General features: G+C 40.2%; 16 protein-coding genes. All 16 read right to left on the bottom strand.

What is annotated here, in order from left to right; genetic code table 11:
- Positions 1-107 precede the first annotated feature (107 nt).
- The 16 genes from C5L21_RS02430 to C5L21_RS02355 all read right to left on the bottom strand — a co-directional run bounded on the left by C5L21_RS02430 (position 108) and on the right by C5L21_RS02355 (position 15845).
- The gene (locus C5L21_RS02430) at positions 108-974 is read right to left on the bottom strand and encodes a S1C family serine protease (protein ID WP_004899126.1); all 867 of its coding nucleotides are present in this window, start codon (positions 972-974) and stop codon (positions 108-110) included.
- Between the two features lie 51 nt (positions 975-1025).
- Entirely contained in the window at positions 1026-2309 is a 1284-nt protein-coding gene (locus C5L21_RS02425; RefSeq protein ID WP_004899127.1) for a sensor histidine kinase, read from the bottom strand.
- Positions 2302-2991, bottom strand: coding sequence for a response regulator transcription factor (locus tag C5L21_RS02420; RefSeq protein WP_004899129.1), 690 nt, complete (start codon positions 2989-2991; stop codon positions 2302-2304). The genes C5L21_RS02425 and C5L21_RS02420 overlap by 8 nt, the downstream gene beginning before the upstream one ends.
- A gap of 186 nt (positions 2992-3177) precedes the next feature.
- A complete protein-coding gene (locus C5L21_RS02415; RefSeq protein ID WP_085699562.1) occupies positions 3178-4203 on the bottom strand; it encodes a HoxN/HupN/NixA family nickel/cobalt transporter in 1026 nt (341 codons plus the stop codon).
- A 29-nt stretch (positions 4204-4232) separates the two neighbouring features.
- Positions 4233-5027, bottom strand: coding sequence for an L-threonylcarbamoyladenylate synthase (locus C5L21_RS02410; protein ID WP_133286002.1), 795 nt, complete (start codon positions 5025-5027; stop codon positions 4233-4235).
- 115 nt (positions 5028-5142) lie between these two features.
- On the bottom strand, positions 5143-5727 hold the full coding sequence (gene leuD / locus C5L21_RS02405) for a 3-isopropylmalate dehydratase small subunit (protein WP_085699560.1): 585 nt from the start codon (positions 5725-5727) through the stop codon (positions 5143-5145).
- Positions 5728-5743: 16 nt separating this feature from the next.
- Positions 5744-7111, bottom strand: a complete 1368-nt coding sequence (gene leuC, locus C5L21_RS02400) for a 3-isopropylmalate dehydratase large subunit (protein ID WP_085699558.1) — start codon at positions 7109-7111, stop codon at positions 5744-5746.
- A complete protein-coding gene (leuB, locus tag C5L21_RS02395; RefSeq protein WP_133286001.1) occupies positions 7108-8178 on the bottom strand; it encodes a 3-isopropylmalate dehydrogenase in 1071 nt (356 codons plus the stop codon). Before leuB ends, leuC begins: the two co-directional genes overlap by 4 nt.
- Positions 8171-9349, bottom strand: a complete 1179-nt coding sequence (locus tag C5L21_RS02390; RefSeq protein ID WP_085699554.1) for a 2-isopropylmalate synthase — start codon at positions 9347-9349, stop codon at positions 8171-8173. Before C5L21_RS02390 ends, leuB begins: the two co-directional genes overlap by 8 nt.
- Before the next feature lie 306 nt (positions 9350-9655).
- On the bottom strand, positions 9656-9961 hold the full coding sequence (locus C5L21_RS02385; protein WP_004899151.1) for a metal-sulfur cluster assembly factor: 306 nt from the start codon (positions 9959-9961) through the stop codon (positions 9656-9658).
- A complete protein-coding gene (sufB, locus tag C5L21_RS02380; RefSeq protein ID WP_085699552.1) occupies positions 9962-11392 on the bottom strand; it encodes a Fe-S cluster assembly protein SufB in 1431 nt (476 codons plus the stop codon).
- A gap of 4 nt (positions 11393-11396) precedes the next feature.
- Positions 11397-11837, bottom strand: coding sequence for a Fe-S cluster assembly sulfur transfer protein SufU (sufU, locus tag C5L21_RS02375; RefSeq protein ID WP_133286000.1), 441 nt, complete (start codon positions 11835-11837; stop codon positions 11397-11399).
- Positions 11834-13048, bottom strand: coding sequence for a cysteine desulfurase (locus C5L21_RS02370; RefSeq protein ID WP_085699550.1), 1215 nt, complete (start codon positions 13046-13048; stop codon positions 11834-11836). The genes sufU and C5L21_RS02370 overlap by 4 nt, the downstream gene beginning before the upstream one ends.
- Positions 13038-14204, bottom strand: a complete 1167-nt coding sequence (gene sufD, locus C5L21_RS02365; RefSeq protein ID WP_133285999.1) for a Fe-S cluster assembly protein SufD — start codon at positions 14202-14204, stop codon at positions 13038-13040. Before sufD ends, C5L21_RS02370 begins: the two co-directional genes overlap by 11 nt.
- The gene (gene sufC / locus C5L21_RS02360; RefSeq protein WP_004904397.1) at positions 14197-15003 is read right to left on the bottom strand and encodes a Fe-S cluster assembly ATPase SufC; all 807 of its coding nucleotides are present in this window, start codon (positions 15001-15003) and stop codon (positions 14197-14199) included. The genes sufD and sufC overlap by 8 nt, the downstream gene beginning before the upstream one ends.
- Positions 15000-15845: a helix-turn-helix domain-containing protein gene (locus C5L21_RS02355; protein ID WP_085699548.1), complete on the bottom strand. Its 846-nt coding sequence runs from the start codon at positions 15843-15845 to the stop codon at positions 15000-15002. The genes sufC and C5L21_RS02355 overlap by 4 nt, the downstream gene beginning before the upstream one ends.
- Positions 15846-15995: the final 150 nt, after the last annotated feature.

The raw sequence follows: 15995 nt of genomic DNA, 5'->3' as shown, positions 1-15995 counted from the left end.
GAAAGCCCTTTCATATGTTTTACTAATATATTTGAAAATCCGTTGAAAAGTATCAAAAAACACCATTACATCGATAATTATCGACGCAATGGTGTTTTTAACTCATATTATTTTTCAGTGTTTTTTATGAAGCTTTGTACGACATCAGCAGGAATGGCAAAGCCCATGCCTTCTACACTTGTCCCGTTGTCTGAAGCGGCTACTTTTGAAGAATTAATTCCAATTACTTGCCCATTTAAATCAACCAAGGGGCCCCCTGAATTACCAGGATTAATAGCAGTATCTGTTTGGATCACTTGCTCTGTATTACCGCCAGTCTGTTGACTTGTTAAATCACGGCGAGGAGCAGATATAATACCACTGGTTACTGAAGTGGCATATTGTGAACCTAACGGCGAACCAATGGCTAAGACCGGCTGTCCCGATTGGATATTCTTCGTATCGCCAAATGGTGCAACCGTTTTAATTGCATCTGTCTTGGCTTTAATGAGAGCCAAATCTTTTTGTTGATCAGTCCCTACAATAGTTGCTTTGATTTTTTCACCACTAGCCGTGATGATTTGTAATGCATCGGAATTAGCCACGACATGATTGTTAGTAATCATGTAGACATAACCATTATCAATTTTATAAACAACACCTGACCCTTCTGATGCTGTTTGAACGGCCCCATTTGGGTTATTTTGCTTAGGTTTTTGTCCGAATAATGCAGCAAAACCATCTGTTGGCTGCGCTGTCTCTCTTTTCATATTCTGAACTGTAACAACAGCATCTTTAACTTTATTGTAGGCTGTCGTTGCTGTGTCTTGGCTTTTATAAGATGTCTTAGCTATGGTTGCTTGCCCTGTGACATTAGCTTTTTTCTCAATTGCTGGTTCTCTTTGAAACCACGAGTTTGGCTGCGTGCCTGAATAAACAACTCCGCCACCAACAATTGCCGAAACGGCAGCCACGACAATTAAACTATGTTTCATAACGACCCTCCTAAGATAAAAGTAGTATAGCGTGACAAGTTTTACTGAATATTAAAGTGGTAAGGTAATTCTAAAAACGGTGCCTTTCGGCTGATTGTCTGCTACAGTAATTTTACCACCGTGTGCCCTGACAATCCATTCTGCAATAGATAGTCCCAGACCTGTACCACCCGTTTCGCGACTGCCCGTTTTATCTTCACGATAAAAGCGGTCAAAAACATGCTTTTTGGCTTCATCGCTAATACCGCGCCCCGTATCAGCTACTGTCAAAACAAACTTACGTTTTTCAATGCTAGCAGCAATTGCTACCGTGGCACCTGCTTCTGAATATTTCATAGCATTATCGACTAAAAGTACAATTAACTGATGAATGCGCTTTTGATCAATATAAATGGGCTGATTAACATGTGCAGAAAGTAATACCTGCTTGCCATCAAATTCTGCCATTTCTTGATAAGGTGCTAAAATACGAGACAAGAAATCGGCGATATTAGTCGGTTCTTTTTCAATACGCGTCATATTGGATTCTGACTTTGCTAATGTGAGCATATTGTTCGTTAAGGACGTTAGACGTCGTACTTCTGATAGCGACAAGATAATGGCATTCGACTGCTCGCGGACTGTTGATTCTGGGTGCGTCAACATATTTTCTAGTTTACCTTGAATGACTGCCATCGGTGTTCGTAATTCATGTGCCGCGTTATTAACAAAATCTTGTTGCTGTTGCCAAGATTTAATGATTGGTTTCATATTTTTAAGGCTAATCCAATATGAGACCATCAATGCGAGTAGACCAAAAGTACCAAACGACCACAAAATAACTTTTTTGAAGTGGTTCAGGTTAAAAATTGTATCATTCACATTGACAGTGATAATCCCATACTTAACAAGTTGCCCACTATTATTACGGGTATTGTCAATAAATTCTACGCTAGCGACACGATAGTAATTACCTTCTATTTGTACTGTCTTGGGTCTTGACGAGATAAAATTACCACGATATTTGAACTGCTTGCGGTAGATCTCTTGTAATGATTCTGGTATACGGTCATCTAACAAGAGATGTTTGTCTTTATCATAAACCCAAACATCCGCCAATGTATTAGATTGTAGCAGCATTGGTGATTTACGGTTAGTATCTTCCGAATCCCTTAATGCCCCTGCTAAATTAAACTGTTTGATTTGTTGGGTAATGGCAGAATCAGAATTCTGAAAAATTGTCCGTGTGTACGACCAATAAATCACCCCACCAAGAACTGAGAAAATAACAAAAAAACTCGCAATCAAAAGTAAAAATCCGCGAATTTGTTGTTGTTTATTAATGACATTAGGCATCATCAACCTCTAAAATAAAACCGATGTTACGTAATGTTTTTATCAAATCATTTTGCCCGACAGCTTCTAATTTACGTCTAAGATTGTTCAAATAAATATTGACAACATTAATCGTCGTATCTGAATCAATTCCCCACACACGGTCAAAAATTTGATCTCGTGTCACAATAATGTTCTTGTTTTGAGCTAAATAAGTTAAAATATCAAATTCCTTACCCACTAATTTAACCGGTTGACCATGAACTTGTACCCCGCGATTCTCCAAATTAATGAGTACATCACCAACAGTTATCATGTTATCTTCAGAATAGACACCTGCTCGGCGCAATAATGCCTTAACACGTACTAGTAACTCTTCACGATAGAAAGGCTTTGTCAAGTAATCATCAGCACCAACATTGAAACCTTCAATCTTATCATCCAAAGAACTTTTAGCCGTTAAAATTAAGACAGGCGTCTCAATATCATTGTCTCTCAAGTGCTTAATCACCTCTAGCCCATTTTCGCCAGGTAACATTAAATCACAAATAATTAAGTCATAAGGGGATTCTTGTCCCTCGTATTCCCCATCTAATCCATTGGTTACAACATTAACATCCGCAAAATCTTGCAAAAAGCCCACAATATTATCTGCGAGATTAGCATCATCTTCGATTAATAAAATTTTAATTGCCTTTGACATTTTGCATCTCCATTGTAGCGTTATGTTGTTTTTATTGTACTTGTTTCTGATTAATAGAAGATTAAAAACAACTGACACAATAAATTTATATCCTACCATTAATAGTAGCATATTCAACCGTTGTAATGGTTAACGCATTTATTATACGAAAAGAATCTTGCTTAGTAACAGACATTCTTTTGCAGTTTAGTGAGATAACACATCTTTCTCAGAGAGCTTTAGTACACGCCACAACGTTAAGGCAATAATCCATGTTACGGCAAATATTGCCACTAAAATAATCCCTAATTTATTGAAATCTAAAGCTTGTGCCCAATCGGTCAAACTATTATGCCAATTAAGCATCACACTGATTGACTGAATGAAATCAACAAAACTAATAAAGCCTGCAGCCATAATCGAAATACCTGTCAAAATCAAGTTATAGTAAACCTTACGATACGATGACGACACAATCCAAGTATAGGTGGTACTCATGAAAAAACCATCCACTGTGTCCATCAAACACATACCAGCTGTAAATAACAGCGGGAAAGCAAGCGTGGTATACCAGGCAATGCCTGCATTTGCAGCCGTCGCTGATGTCGCTAATACGGCAATTTGCGTCGCTGTGTCAAAACCCAAACCAAACAAAAAGCCAACAATTGCAACTTGCCAGTTGTGTTTAATTAATTTTAGCAACTTTAAAAAAAAGCGATAGATTGCTGATTGCTGATATCGTTCATCAGTCGTGTGTTGCTGTCCACCACGCCCAATATGCCTAAACTCTCGCCAAATACCACGCATAATAAACGTATTAACAATCGTCAATAATAACAGCATAACAGCAGCTATCATTGTCCCAAAAACACCGCCAATTTGCTCAAAAATCGGCATGGATTGCTTCGCCCACGCCACAAATAAAACCGTCAACAATGCCATTAAAACAACCACCATTGAATGTCCAAATGAAAAACTAAAGCCCACACCACGTGTATTTTTGCCATCGTTCAGCATTTTACGTGTCATATTATCAATCGCTGCAATGTGATCAACATCAAAGGCATGACGCAACCCAAATGTAAAGGATAAATAAGCCATTCCTATGATTTCAGGATATTTTGCAACACCTGACATTAGTAGCAAAATACCAGCTACTAAAATGAGTAAAATAAAGCTACTATACCGTAGAATATCGGTTTGTAATGTGGTGCGGTGCTGTTTTTCTATCATACTATTCTCCTAATTGTTCTGTTGCCCACTTAATAATAGAAACCATGTCGGTAATCCCAGGTAGTGAAAATATCACTCATGTGTTTCATAATTTTATCAACATCTAATCCCTTACGAATAACAATAGGTGCTGGTTGCACGCCCACACGACCATGCTGTTCTGGAATAAGGTGCCCTTTGTCATCAACCATTGAAACCATAACACCTTGTTCGTAGCGTGTATCAACTGTTTTATCAGGTTGAATGCTAGCAACATAGTCATTAGCTTCAATAATTAAGTCTGCTGCCCGCTCAATCTGTTCCCCAATACCTGTGACAAGTCCGCGGTTCCCTTTGCCTGATGGGTTTGCTGAACTCGCAAACGAAAACTTATGGTAAGTTTCCCACATTGTCTTGGCAATTTTTTCGCTTGGTTTACCAAACTTAATCACAAAACAACTCGTCTCACGTTGATCCATCATCAATTCTTGACTGCCATCTGCTGGAATCATGGCCTTACCGGCCGCTTTCCATGGCAAAATGCATCCAAGCAAAATATCGTCATCCCAATGTTTTTGGTACATTTGCTCAATTTCGGGCGTCATTTCTGCCAATGCTTTGACTTGTGCCATTGAGCCACATAAAACAACCCCAGGTTTATTTCGTCGACGATTTTTTGCAGAAAATTTGCGTTCTAATCCTTGCTTATCAGAAGTCATAATAATGTAACCAACCTTTGTTGGACTAACAATCATGCCCCCTGCTGCTTTCAAAATCGTGATGGCCTCTTCTTGAACACCACCGTTCCATGTTATTGTTTTTGTAGTTGTAGTTGTTTCTGACATTTTCAATACTCCTTTTAGTTCATTGTAGATTTTTTCGTTTCTGGTCCCCAGATGGCGACAAGTGTTGCGTCCATGCTCTGTTGCAAGACAGTTGCACGATTCATCTGGTTTCCTCCTAATCAAAGTTTGGTTGTTTTTTTTCAAACGCTGTAATGGCTGCTTCAAATTTCATTGTGACATCGATATCATCTTCACCATTAATAAACTTTGCTTGCCACTGCGGATTAATATCAAAGTGAAATTGATTATTGTTATAAGTGACTATTTGATTTGGCAAATCAATCGTTATTGTTTCATCAGGTTTTATATCACGTAAAATTTGTCGTTCTGCTTCTGGTAACACAATAGGTAGTAACCCATTTTTAGTGGCATTCATATAAAAAATATCTGAAAAGCTGCCACCTATCACCGCACGAAAGCCATAATCAGTAAGTGCCCATACCGCATGTTCGCGCGACGAACCAGAACCAAAATCAACCCCAGTAATCAGTACAGTAGCACCAGCATGTTCTGGCTTATTGAGCTCAAATTTCGGGTTTATTTTGCCATCTGCAAGATAGCGCCAATCATAAAATAAATGTGGCCCAAACCCCGTTTTCAATATATTTTTCAAAAACTGCTTTGGTAAAATGATGTCGGTATTAATACTGTCGTTTGGGATCACCACCGCACGACCTGTTGCTTTAATAAATGCTTCCATAGACGCCCCCCTTAAATCAGATTTCTGTAATATCAACAAAGTGTCCGGCAATACCCGCAGCAGCAACCATTGCTGGTGAAGCCAAATGTGTACGAGAGCCAGCCCCTTGTCGCCCAATGAAATTACGGTTAGACGTGGAAGCCACATGCTTGCCGGCTGGTATTTTATCTGGATTCATCGCCAAACATGCTGAACACCCAGGTTCTCGCCATTCGCAACCCGCCGCTTCAAAAATTTTAGCAATACCGGTTGCAATCGCACGATTACGAATGGCGCGACTCCCTGGCACAATCCATGCTGTGATATTGGGTGCCAAATGCTGCCCTTTCATCATGGCAGCAGCGATTGCCAAGTCTTCGTAGCGACTATTTGTGCAAGAGCCAATAAAAATATAGTCTAGTGGAATATCGGTCACTGGTATTCCTGGCTCTAAACCAATATAATCGTATGCTGCGCGATCATTATCATCTCTTATTTCCGGTAATATTTGATTTACTGCAGTTGCCATCCCCGGATTTGTTCCCCATGTTACCATCGGCTTAAGGTGACTGACATCAAAAGTGATAATCTCATCGAAGGCCGTTTCATCGTCTGTATAAAATTGCGACCAATAAGCCTTAGCCGAGTCAAATTTTTTTGGTGCAAACTCTCGACCGGCTATATAATCAAATGTGGTCTGGTCTGGCTTCACCATCCCAGTTTTTGATCCTGCTTCAATTGACATATTACATAGTGTCATCCGTGCAGCCATAGACAGCGCCTCAATCGTTTCACCATAAAATTCAATCGCATAACCGGTACCAAAAGAGACATCATGTTCTGCAATAATAGCCATAATAATATCTTTAGCATAAGTATTTTTTGGCATTTCACCTGTTACTTTAATGCCCATCGTTTTTGGTTTAACTTGCCAAATCGTTTGCGTAGCCATCACATGTTCAACTTCAGATGTACCAATACCAAACGCAATGGCGCCAAATGCACCGTGTGTAGCTGTATGTGAATCCCCACAAACAATGACTTTTCCCGGTTGTGTTAGCCCGCGCTCTGGACCAACAACATGGACAATGCCTTGCTTATCATCACCAATTGAAGCCAATGGCACCCCAAACTCTTGCGCATTTTTTACCAAAGTATCCATTTGTAAACGAGACATTTGGTCCTCAATATTAAAAATGTCTTTTGTTGGTACATTATGATCCATTGTGGCAAAGGTTAAATCTGGTCGTCGTAATTGCCGCTTTGTACTACGCAAACCATCAAACGGTTGTGGTGAAGTCACCTCATGAATTAAATGTAAATCGACGTAAATCAGTTGTGCCTCACCCGGCTCACCAGCCACTACATGCGTATTCCAAATTTTATCAAATAGTGTTTGCTTCATTGCTTACCCTCTCTCACATGTTGAATAGATTGAATCACGTAGTTAGTTACTGTGAGCGTTGTATCATGACCACCCATATCAGGCGTCATAACCTGAGCATTAATGGCAGCCGATACAGCATCAGTAATTTGCCTGGCCAAGTTCACTTCCCCAAAACTTTCGGAAAGCATCATCGCTACAGCATGAATCATTGACATTGGATTCGCAATACCTTTTCCGGCGATATCTGGCGCCGATCCGTGAATTGGCTCATATAAATTCGGCCCGCCTTGACCAACTGACATTGAAGGTATTTGTCCGATAGACCCAGTAATTTGTGCTGCCTCATCACTGAGAATATCACCAAATAGATTCGGCGTGATAATCACATCAAAGGCTGTAGGTTTAGCAATAATAGCCATCGACATAGCATCGACATAATAATAATCAACATAAATATCCGGGTAGGATTTTGCCACTTCTGTTGCAATTTGACGCCACAATTTAGACGTTGCCAGCACATTTGATTTATCCACAATCGTGACATGTTGTCGTCGTTTTTCGGCAAGTTGAAAGCCTGTCTGCATGATTCGAGTGATTTCAGAAGTACTGTAATACATAGTATCTTTTGCAAAGTCTGCTGCTAACACACGGGGTTCACCAAAGTAAGCGCCTGACGTTAATTCACGTACAATCACAAAGTCGGTGTCTGCAACGTACGATTGTTTTAGTGGTGAACGCGCAATTTGTGCTGCTGTGATATGCCTTGGTCGGATATTTGCGAACAATCCTAAAGCCGATCGCATACCAAGTAATCCCTCTTCGGGTCGTTTCGTTGCGTCATCCCATTTAGGACCACCAATCGCGCTCAATAAGACGGCATCCGATTGTTTCGCTACTTGAATCGTTTTTTCAGGTAGCGGATCGCCCACACGGTCTATGCCATCCCCACCAAAAGGCAGGTCGATTAACTCATATTTAAAAGTAGAACCCGCCGTCGCAGCTTCTAAAACTGCCAGCCCTGCAGCCATAATTTCCGGTCCAATGTAATCGCCTTTTAATATCGCTATTTTTTTGATGTCACTCATGAATGGCCCCCATCATCTTGTTGGTTTGAATCATGGTCATCATATCTTGCATTTGTTGATCGGAAACCGTTGATGTTTTTTCAGCAATACGCTTAAAAATAGGTAGAATGGTCACCATATCTTGACGAGAAATATGATATCCCAGAGAGAGCAACTGATTCATGACAGCATGCGAACCGGATAGTTTTCCTAGTGGTAATGAGGCTTGCGTCCCGACCATTTCCGGTCTCAAGATTTCATAAGTTTCAGGATTCTTAAGATACCCATCTTGATGAATGCCTGACTCATGTGCAAACGCGTTACGCCCCATGATGGGTTTATTTTTAGCTACCGGCATGTGAGTGGCCTGAGCAACAATATCCGAAATGTGCTTTGATTGCTCTAAAATAATTGCTGTTTGTTTCGCAAAAGTTTGTCGTCGAACATAAATAGCTGCAGCAGCCTCAATAATATCGACATTCCCCGCACGCTCACCTATACCGTTAATTGTGCCTTGAATTTCTGTAGCCCCGTGCATAATACCTGCCAATGCATTGGCGTTAGCCATTCCCAAATCATTGTGTGTATGTGTGGCCCAAGTCACTTGATCAAAATCTCGTACATGTTCGCGTAAATACTCAAACAGTTCACCATATTCATATGGTGTGGCGTAGCCTACGGTATCCGGTATATTAATCATCGTTGCGCCGGATTCAATGGCTGCTTGAATCACGCGCGCTAAAAATTCTGGTTCAGTTCGCGTGGCATCTTCTGGTGAAAAAATTATTTCTGACATCATTGTTTTTGTGTAGTGAATATCTGATATTACTTTTTCAATAATTTCTGAAGGCGACATATGTAGCTTATAGGTACGATGCACTGGTGATGTGGCAATAAAAACATGGATCATGGGGTGCTTTGCCTGCTGTGTGGCTGCAACCACGGCATCAATGTCTTGACGCACAAGGCGCGCAAGACCAACAACCTTAGCTGTGTGTACTACCTTTGAAATTTCTACCACAGCATCAAAGTCTTTCTCGGATGCTGCTGGAAAACCAGCCTCAATAGCAGACACCCCATATTTTTCTAGTGCTTGCGCTAATTTTATTTTTTCATCAATCGTAAAATTTACCCCTATGGTTTGTTCTCCATCACGCATGGTTGTGTCATAAAAAGTGATTTGATTTGTCATTTTGACCCCCTTAGTCATAAAAAAATCCCAAACCTGCCGTTAAACGGCTTGTTTGGGATTATCACATGTCCTCGTCAGCCAGCCGTTAGAGTTTAACTTAACCCAACAAACCAGCCTTAAAAGCCCAACTTGTTAGGAGTTTCTAAGCAAGTTGAGAAGGCGCACTGCACTATTATTTATTTGTGTTGTCATGCTACTCATCATGTGATTTTTTTCCTTTTCATTTAATAAACTCATCATAATCATTTTATGTCTCAACGGCAAGCAATTATATCAAAATATGCCAAATGGATATAATATCACGCATTATTTTAAGCCTAATGCCATTTTAGCGTAACGTGACATGCGATCTATGGTCCATGCTGGTTCCCACTGCAATACAATTTCTGTCGTATTAACTTCTGGTAAAATTTTAAGCGCATCGTCAATCATCGTTTCTAATACTGATGTTAACGGACATCCCATTGTCGTTAACGTCATATTAATGATGACATGTCCATCTTCTTCATAGGTAACCTGATTGATTAAACCAAGATTGACAATATCAATCTGTAATTCAGGATCAACAACCATACGCAACTGTGCCATAATAGCTTCTTCAATTGTAGCCATTTAACCCACCGATCCAATCATTTCAAATTTCATGAGACGATTTAATTCTACAGCATACTCCATTGGCAATTCTTTTGTGAAGGGCTCCACAAATCCCATAACAATCATTTCTGTGGCTTTTTCGGGAGAAATACCACGACTCATAAGATAATAAAGCTGTTCTTCAGACACACGTGATACTTTAGCTTCATGTTCCATCGATACATTGCCATTCAAAATGGTATTATAGGGAATCGTATCAGCAGATGACTGGTCATCCATCAAAATCGTATCACATTCAACATGGGCAAAAGACCCATCAGATTCACGGCCAAATTTAATCGTGCCACGATAATCCGTTGCACCGCCATCATGAGCTATTGATTTAGACACTATCGACGAAGAGGTGTTTTTAGCATGATGAATCATTTGCGCACCAGAATCTAGTGTCACCCCTTGTCCAGCAACAGCAATGGACAGCATGGTTCCTCGCGCGCCTTCACCTTCCAAATAAACTGATGGATACTTCATGGTTGTTTTTGAGCCAAAATTGCCATCCACCCACTCCATTGTGGCATTTTCATGTGCAGCAGCACGCTTAGTTTCTAAAGAATAAACGTTATTTGACCAGTTTTGAATGGTTGTATATCGGCAATAGCCGTCTTTTTTAACAATCACTTCCACTACGGCCGCATGCAATGCATCACCAGAATACATTGGTGCCGAACACCCTTCAACATAGTCAACATGTGCCCCCTCATCAACAATAATTAGTGTGCGCTCAAACTGTCCTTCATTCGCTGTATTAATTCTGAAATAAGATTGAATGGGCGTAGTGACATGGACACCTTTTGGCACATAGATAAAAGTGCCACCTGACCATACTGCCGCATTCAAGGCCGCTAATTTATTATTGGTCGGTTTTACTAACGAACCAAAATAAGTTTTCACTAACTCTGGATATTCTTGTACTGCTGTATCTGTATCCGTGAATACGATACCTGTTTTTTCAAATTCAGCTTTCATCCGATGGTAAACAACTTCCGATTCGTATTGTGCTGAAGAGCCTGCTAGCCAACGCCTCTCAGCTTCTGGCACACCCAACCTTTCAAAGGTTTGTTTCAAAGTATCTGGTACGTCCTGCCAATCACGATATTTTTCATGTGTTGGTTTATTATAATAATAGATAGCATCAAAGTCGATGTCACTTAAATCTGGTCCCCAAGTTTGCATCGGCATATCTAAATAAGATTGATAAGCACGTAACCGATAGTTAAGCATCCACTCTGGTTCTTTTTTCTCAGCAGAAATCGCGCGAATAACTGATTCGTTAAGCCCACGTCCAGTTGAAAAAACAGCCTGATAATCATCTTGACGGCCTAATTCGTCTATTTTTTTGGTTTGAATTGCTATTTTTGTGTGTTCCAATGCTTCTTGGCGGTCAATTTCCATGACACTATTCCTCCTCAATTTGTTGTATTAACAGCGACAATGCGTGCCATGGCAACGTGGCACACTTCACACGTGCTGGAAACTGTGTGACGCCAGCTAACATTTGTGCATCCCCCAACATTTTATAGTCACCATCATCTCCTGTCACCATACGCGAAAATAATTTGATTTGTTCTTTAGTGGTGACTAACGATTGCGCAATAATAAGGTCCATCATTATTGATGCTGAAGCCGTCGAAATAGCACATCCCTCACCATCGAAATGGCAAGCAACTATTGTTTGATGTTCAACTGGCAGCGCTAACCGAATAATATCCCCACAAGTTGGATTATACTGTTCAATTTGACAACTATCCGCTTTTGTCACTGGTGCTTTGTGGTGGGGATGTTGGGCATAATCAAGTACAGCTTGTCGATAAATTTGATCTAAATTATGCAAAGTCATTTTTTAAAGTAATCCTTTATTTCCTTTATTGCAGCAACAGTGTCATCAATATCGTCAAGCGTATTATACACATAGAAACTCATGCGCACCGTTGCAGCTACGCCTAAATAACGCATTAGTGGCTGCGCACAGTGATGCCCAGCACGTACTGCAATACCCAATTGATCTAATGCCGTGGCTAAATCATGTGCATGTACGCCTGCCATGTTAAAAGTAATAATCCCTGTTTGGTGGACATCATCAGCACCATAAACCGTAATAGCATCAATTTTATGTAATGACTCTAATGCGTATTGTATTAGTTGTTGCTCATATTTGGCAACTTCCACCATATCTAATGTCAGTAGATAATCAATTGCAGCACCCAAACCAATGGCTCCAGCAATATTAGGTGTCCCAGCCTCAAATCGCCAAGGCAATGGTTGAAAATGAGCGTCATTTTGTGAAACAGTTGTTACCATTTCACCACCAAATTGCGCAGGTGGTATGTGTGCCAAAAGGTCACGTTTGCCATATAAGACGCCAATTCCTGTTGGACCCATCATTTTATGACCTGAAAAAACAAAAAAATCAGCATCTAATTGTTGCACATCAATTGGCATGTGGGGTACAGATTGCGCACCATCAACCAACAATACTGCGTGTTGAGCATGAGCCAAAGCTGCGATTTGTTTAATTGGGTTAACAACACCCAACACATTTGACGCCTGTGTGATAGAAACAATTTTAGTACGTGCCGTAATTTGTTTGTCTGCATCGTGCATATCTAATGTGCCATTGGCAGCTAACCTAATATATTTTAGGGTTGCACCACGTTGTTTAGCAAGTTGTTGCCACGGCACAATATTGGCATGGTGCTCCATATAAGAAATAACAATTTCATCACCGGGATTGATATGCGTCATACCGTAAGTTTGCGCAACCCAATTAATCGCTTCGGTTGTACCACGCGTAAAAAGAATTTCTTCACGTCTCTTAGCATGGATAAAATGTTGTACTTTATCTCGTGCTAATTCGTAAGCAGTGGTGGCTCGTTGTGATAAATCATAAATACCACGATGAACATTTGCATTGTCATGGGTATAGTATTGGTTCAAAGCTGCCAGTACGCTTGCTGGTTTCTGAGATGTTGCTGCACTATCCAAATACACTAGTCGATGTTGGTTGACCTGTTGTGCCAAAATAGGAAAATCTGATGGTTTAATTTTCATTTTTTAGTTTCTCCGCAATCGCATTAATAACAGCTTGCTGTGCTCTGTTTGTCGGTATTTCTGCTAAAACATTACCCATAAAACCGCGAATAACTAGTTCTCGTGCCAATTTTTCACTCAAACCACGACTCATTAAGTAATACATTTGATTTTCATCAACGCGACCAACTGATGCTGCATGCCCAGCAGTGACATCATTTTCATCAATGAGGAGCAAAGGGTTTGCATCGCCACGTGCCCGACGTGATAGCATCAATACACGTGATTCTTGTTGTGCATCAGAACCCTTGGCACCCTTAATGATTTGTCCGATACCGTTAAAAACCAAGGTTGAATGATTCAAAATGACACCACGTTGATAAATATGACCAAGTGAATGACGGCCACGATTAACCATGTTCGTCATAAAACCCTGCGTCTGTTTATGGTGGGTCATCGCCATAATATTCGCATGTGAAACAGCCCCCTCACCATTCAAGTGACTCACTAATTTGGTCACCACTTGGCCATCATTAAAAGCCACATTTGACCAATCTAAGGTAGCATGGTCACGAATATCAGCTTCACGATGAATGTAAGCTGTTGTTTTGCCAGAGAACGCGTCTAGATTAGCATAGTGAACCGAAGCGCCAACGTCAGCAATCACTTCAACGACAAGCGATACTTTTGTTGTGTCAGAGCCTATTGTGTGGGCTGATTGTAAAATAGTGACTGATGACTGACGACCAACATAAACTAATACCCGCGCAATATAATCATTTCCGCCAACCGATAATTGGTTCAAATTAAGATGGATCACGTCTTTAATCACTGTATGGTCAGGCACATAAAGTAGGATGCCTGTGTTAAATTTCTGGGCATTTTGCGCTGTTAGTCGATCAGTGTTATTGGCAATGACTTGTCCTAACAGCTTATCCAATTGTTGCGGATAACGTGATTGAGCAGTATTGATGTTGGTCAGCAACACGCCTTGCGCAACAAGATATTTTGGTAAATAATAATAGCTCGTTGCTGTTCCACTTACTTCAATGCCTAATTCGTCTGTTAAAAAATGGGACGTTGCGCTCTGTGCCTGAGAAGGGTTCATTTGATCTAACTGCCAAGTACGATACTTCACCTTGGTAAATTCAGGCAAGGGTAGACTTTCTTCATTCATGCTTCACCGCCACAAGACGATCAGCGTCTTCGTCAGTTAACACAATATCCAGTCCAAGTTCATCACGTAAACCAGCATAGCCCTCCAGCTCTAACTTTTTTGCCAAATCTGCAGTACCCGTTTTAACAATTTTGCCACCCATCATAACATGGACAAAATCTGGGACAATGTAATCTAATAACCGTTGATAATGTGTAATCATTAATGTGCCAAAGTTATCTGAGCGCATATGGTTGACACCTCGTGACACAACTTTCAAGGCATCAATATCTAGTCCTGAATCAATCTCATCTAAAATAGCAATTTTAGGTTGAATCATCATCATTTGTAAAATTTCATTTCGCTTCTTTTCACCACCTGAAAAACCTTCATTGAGATAGCGTTCTGCCATTTCCGATGTCATCGATAAAAACTCACGTTGACGATCTAAGGTCTTTAAAAATGTCATAATACTCATCTGATCGGATTCAGGTCGTCGCGCATTGATGGCTGCACGCATGAATTCCGCATTAGTGACACCCTGAATTTCTGATGGATATTGCATAGCCAGAAATAAACCCGCCCGTGCGCGTTCATCAACAGCCATTTCTGATAAATCTTGTCCATCTAAAGTAATGCTTCCCGATGTTACCTGGTAAGCTGGATGTCCCATGATAGCTTGAGACAATGTTGATTTTCCGGTACCGTTTGGCCCCATAATGGCATGCATTTCGCCAGTATGAACTGTTAAATTCACGCCTTTTAGTATTTCTTTGCCACTGACTGCCACATGTAAATTCTTAATTTGTAATGTTGTCATTGTTTTCCCCCACTTTGTTGATTTATTTTGTCTAATATCCACTGGTTGCCATGCATTTTAGCCAAGCAACACGCATTTTTAGTTAGTTCGGTTACAACGAAATGCTGACTAGACCACGTCGGACTAGCATCTATTATTAACCAAAAAAAATTTTCTAAAAATGCTGTTTGATCATATTGATTTGATAAAGCAATACCCTTTGCCGCCGTAGTGACTGATGCTTGAGTATGTTGCATATCTCGTTGTGACATAGCAATGGTGTAAATTGTCATGATTTTCACAATGCTATACTCACCAGACATTATACTATCTTTTCGTTCTAACAAGTCGGACACTATTTGTCCTGCTTCCTTTGTGCGCCCAATTAATTGATAATAATACGCCGTAATCGCATAAAAAAAATAACATTGCGCCGTCGTTAACTTACTAACTACGATTGTTTTCAATAATTTTTTCGCCTGTTTTGTGTTTTTTGTCACTAATACCACTTTAAAGTAACGACACAATTGAAGTAACTGATATCCCGCCAAAGAAAACTGTCTCACATCACAAGTTCTAACAACTGTTTCAAATAACATATCATTTTGGCTACTTAATGCTCTAAAAATTTGTTGTAAAAGATATTCTTCTTGGCGCTTGTTCGAATTCTCAATAATAAAAATATCATCTAAGGTCAGATTAAGTCGTGAACAAAGTGCACTTGTTATTTCTAGAGAAGGTGTCTGCTGTTGATGCTCAAATTTCGACAAGGTTGCTTGGGTACAAATGCCTGCCGATAAGGCCACTTGTGATATTTTTAGCTGTTTACGTGTATTTATAAATTTATCAATATCTACAATCATCTTTTCTCCTAACAAAAAAGCATTCTAACTGCTGATCAGTTAGAATGCTTTTCCCATCAACTAACTGTCTACGTACTTACCAGATACCGTAGACAGTGCTCAAAATGCCTACTCATTAGGAAATGAGTAGGTTGAGTTGCTTTTTCAATT

This window comes from Leuconostoc citreum, from assembly GCF_004354555.1.
GTDB classification, from domain to species: Bacteria; Bacillota; Bacilli; order Lactobacillales; family Lactobacillaceae; genus Leuconostoc; species Leuconostoc citreum.
Note: the sequence above shows the minus strand (reverse complement) of the source record. Positions and strands in the feature narration are given on the sequence as shown.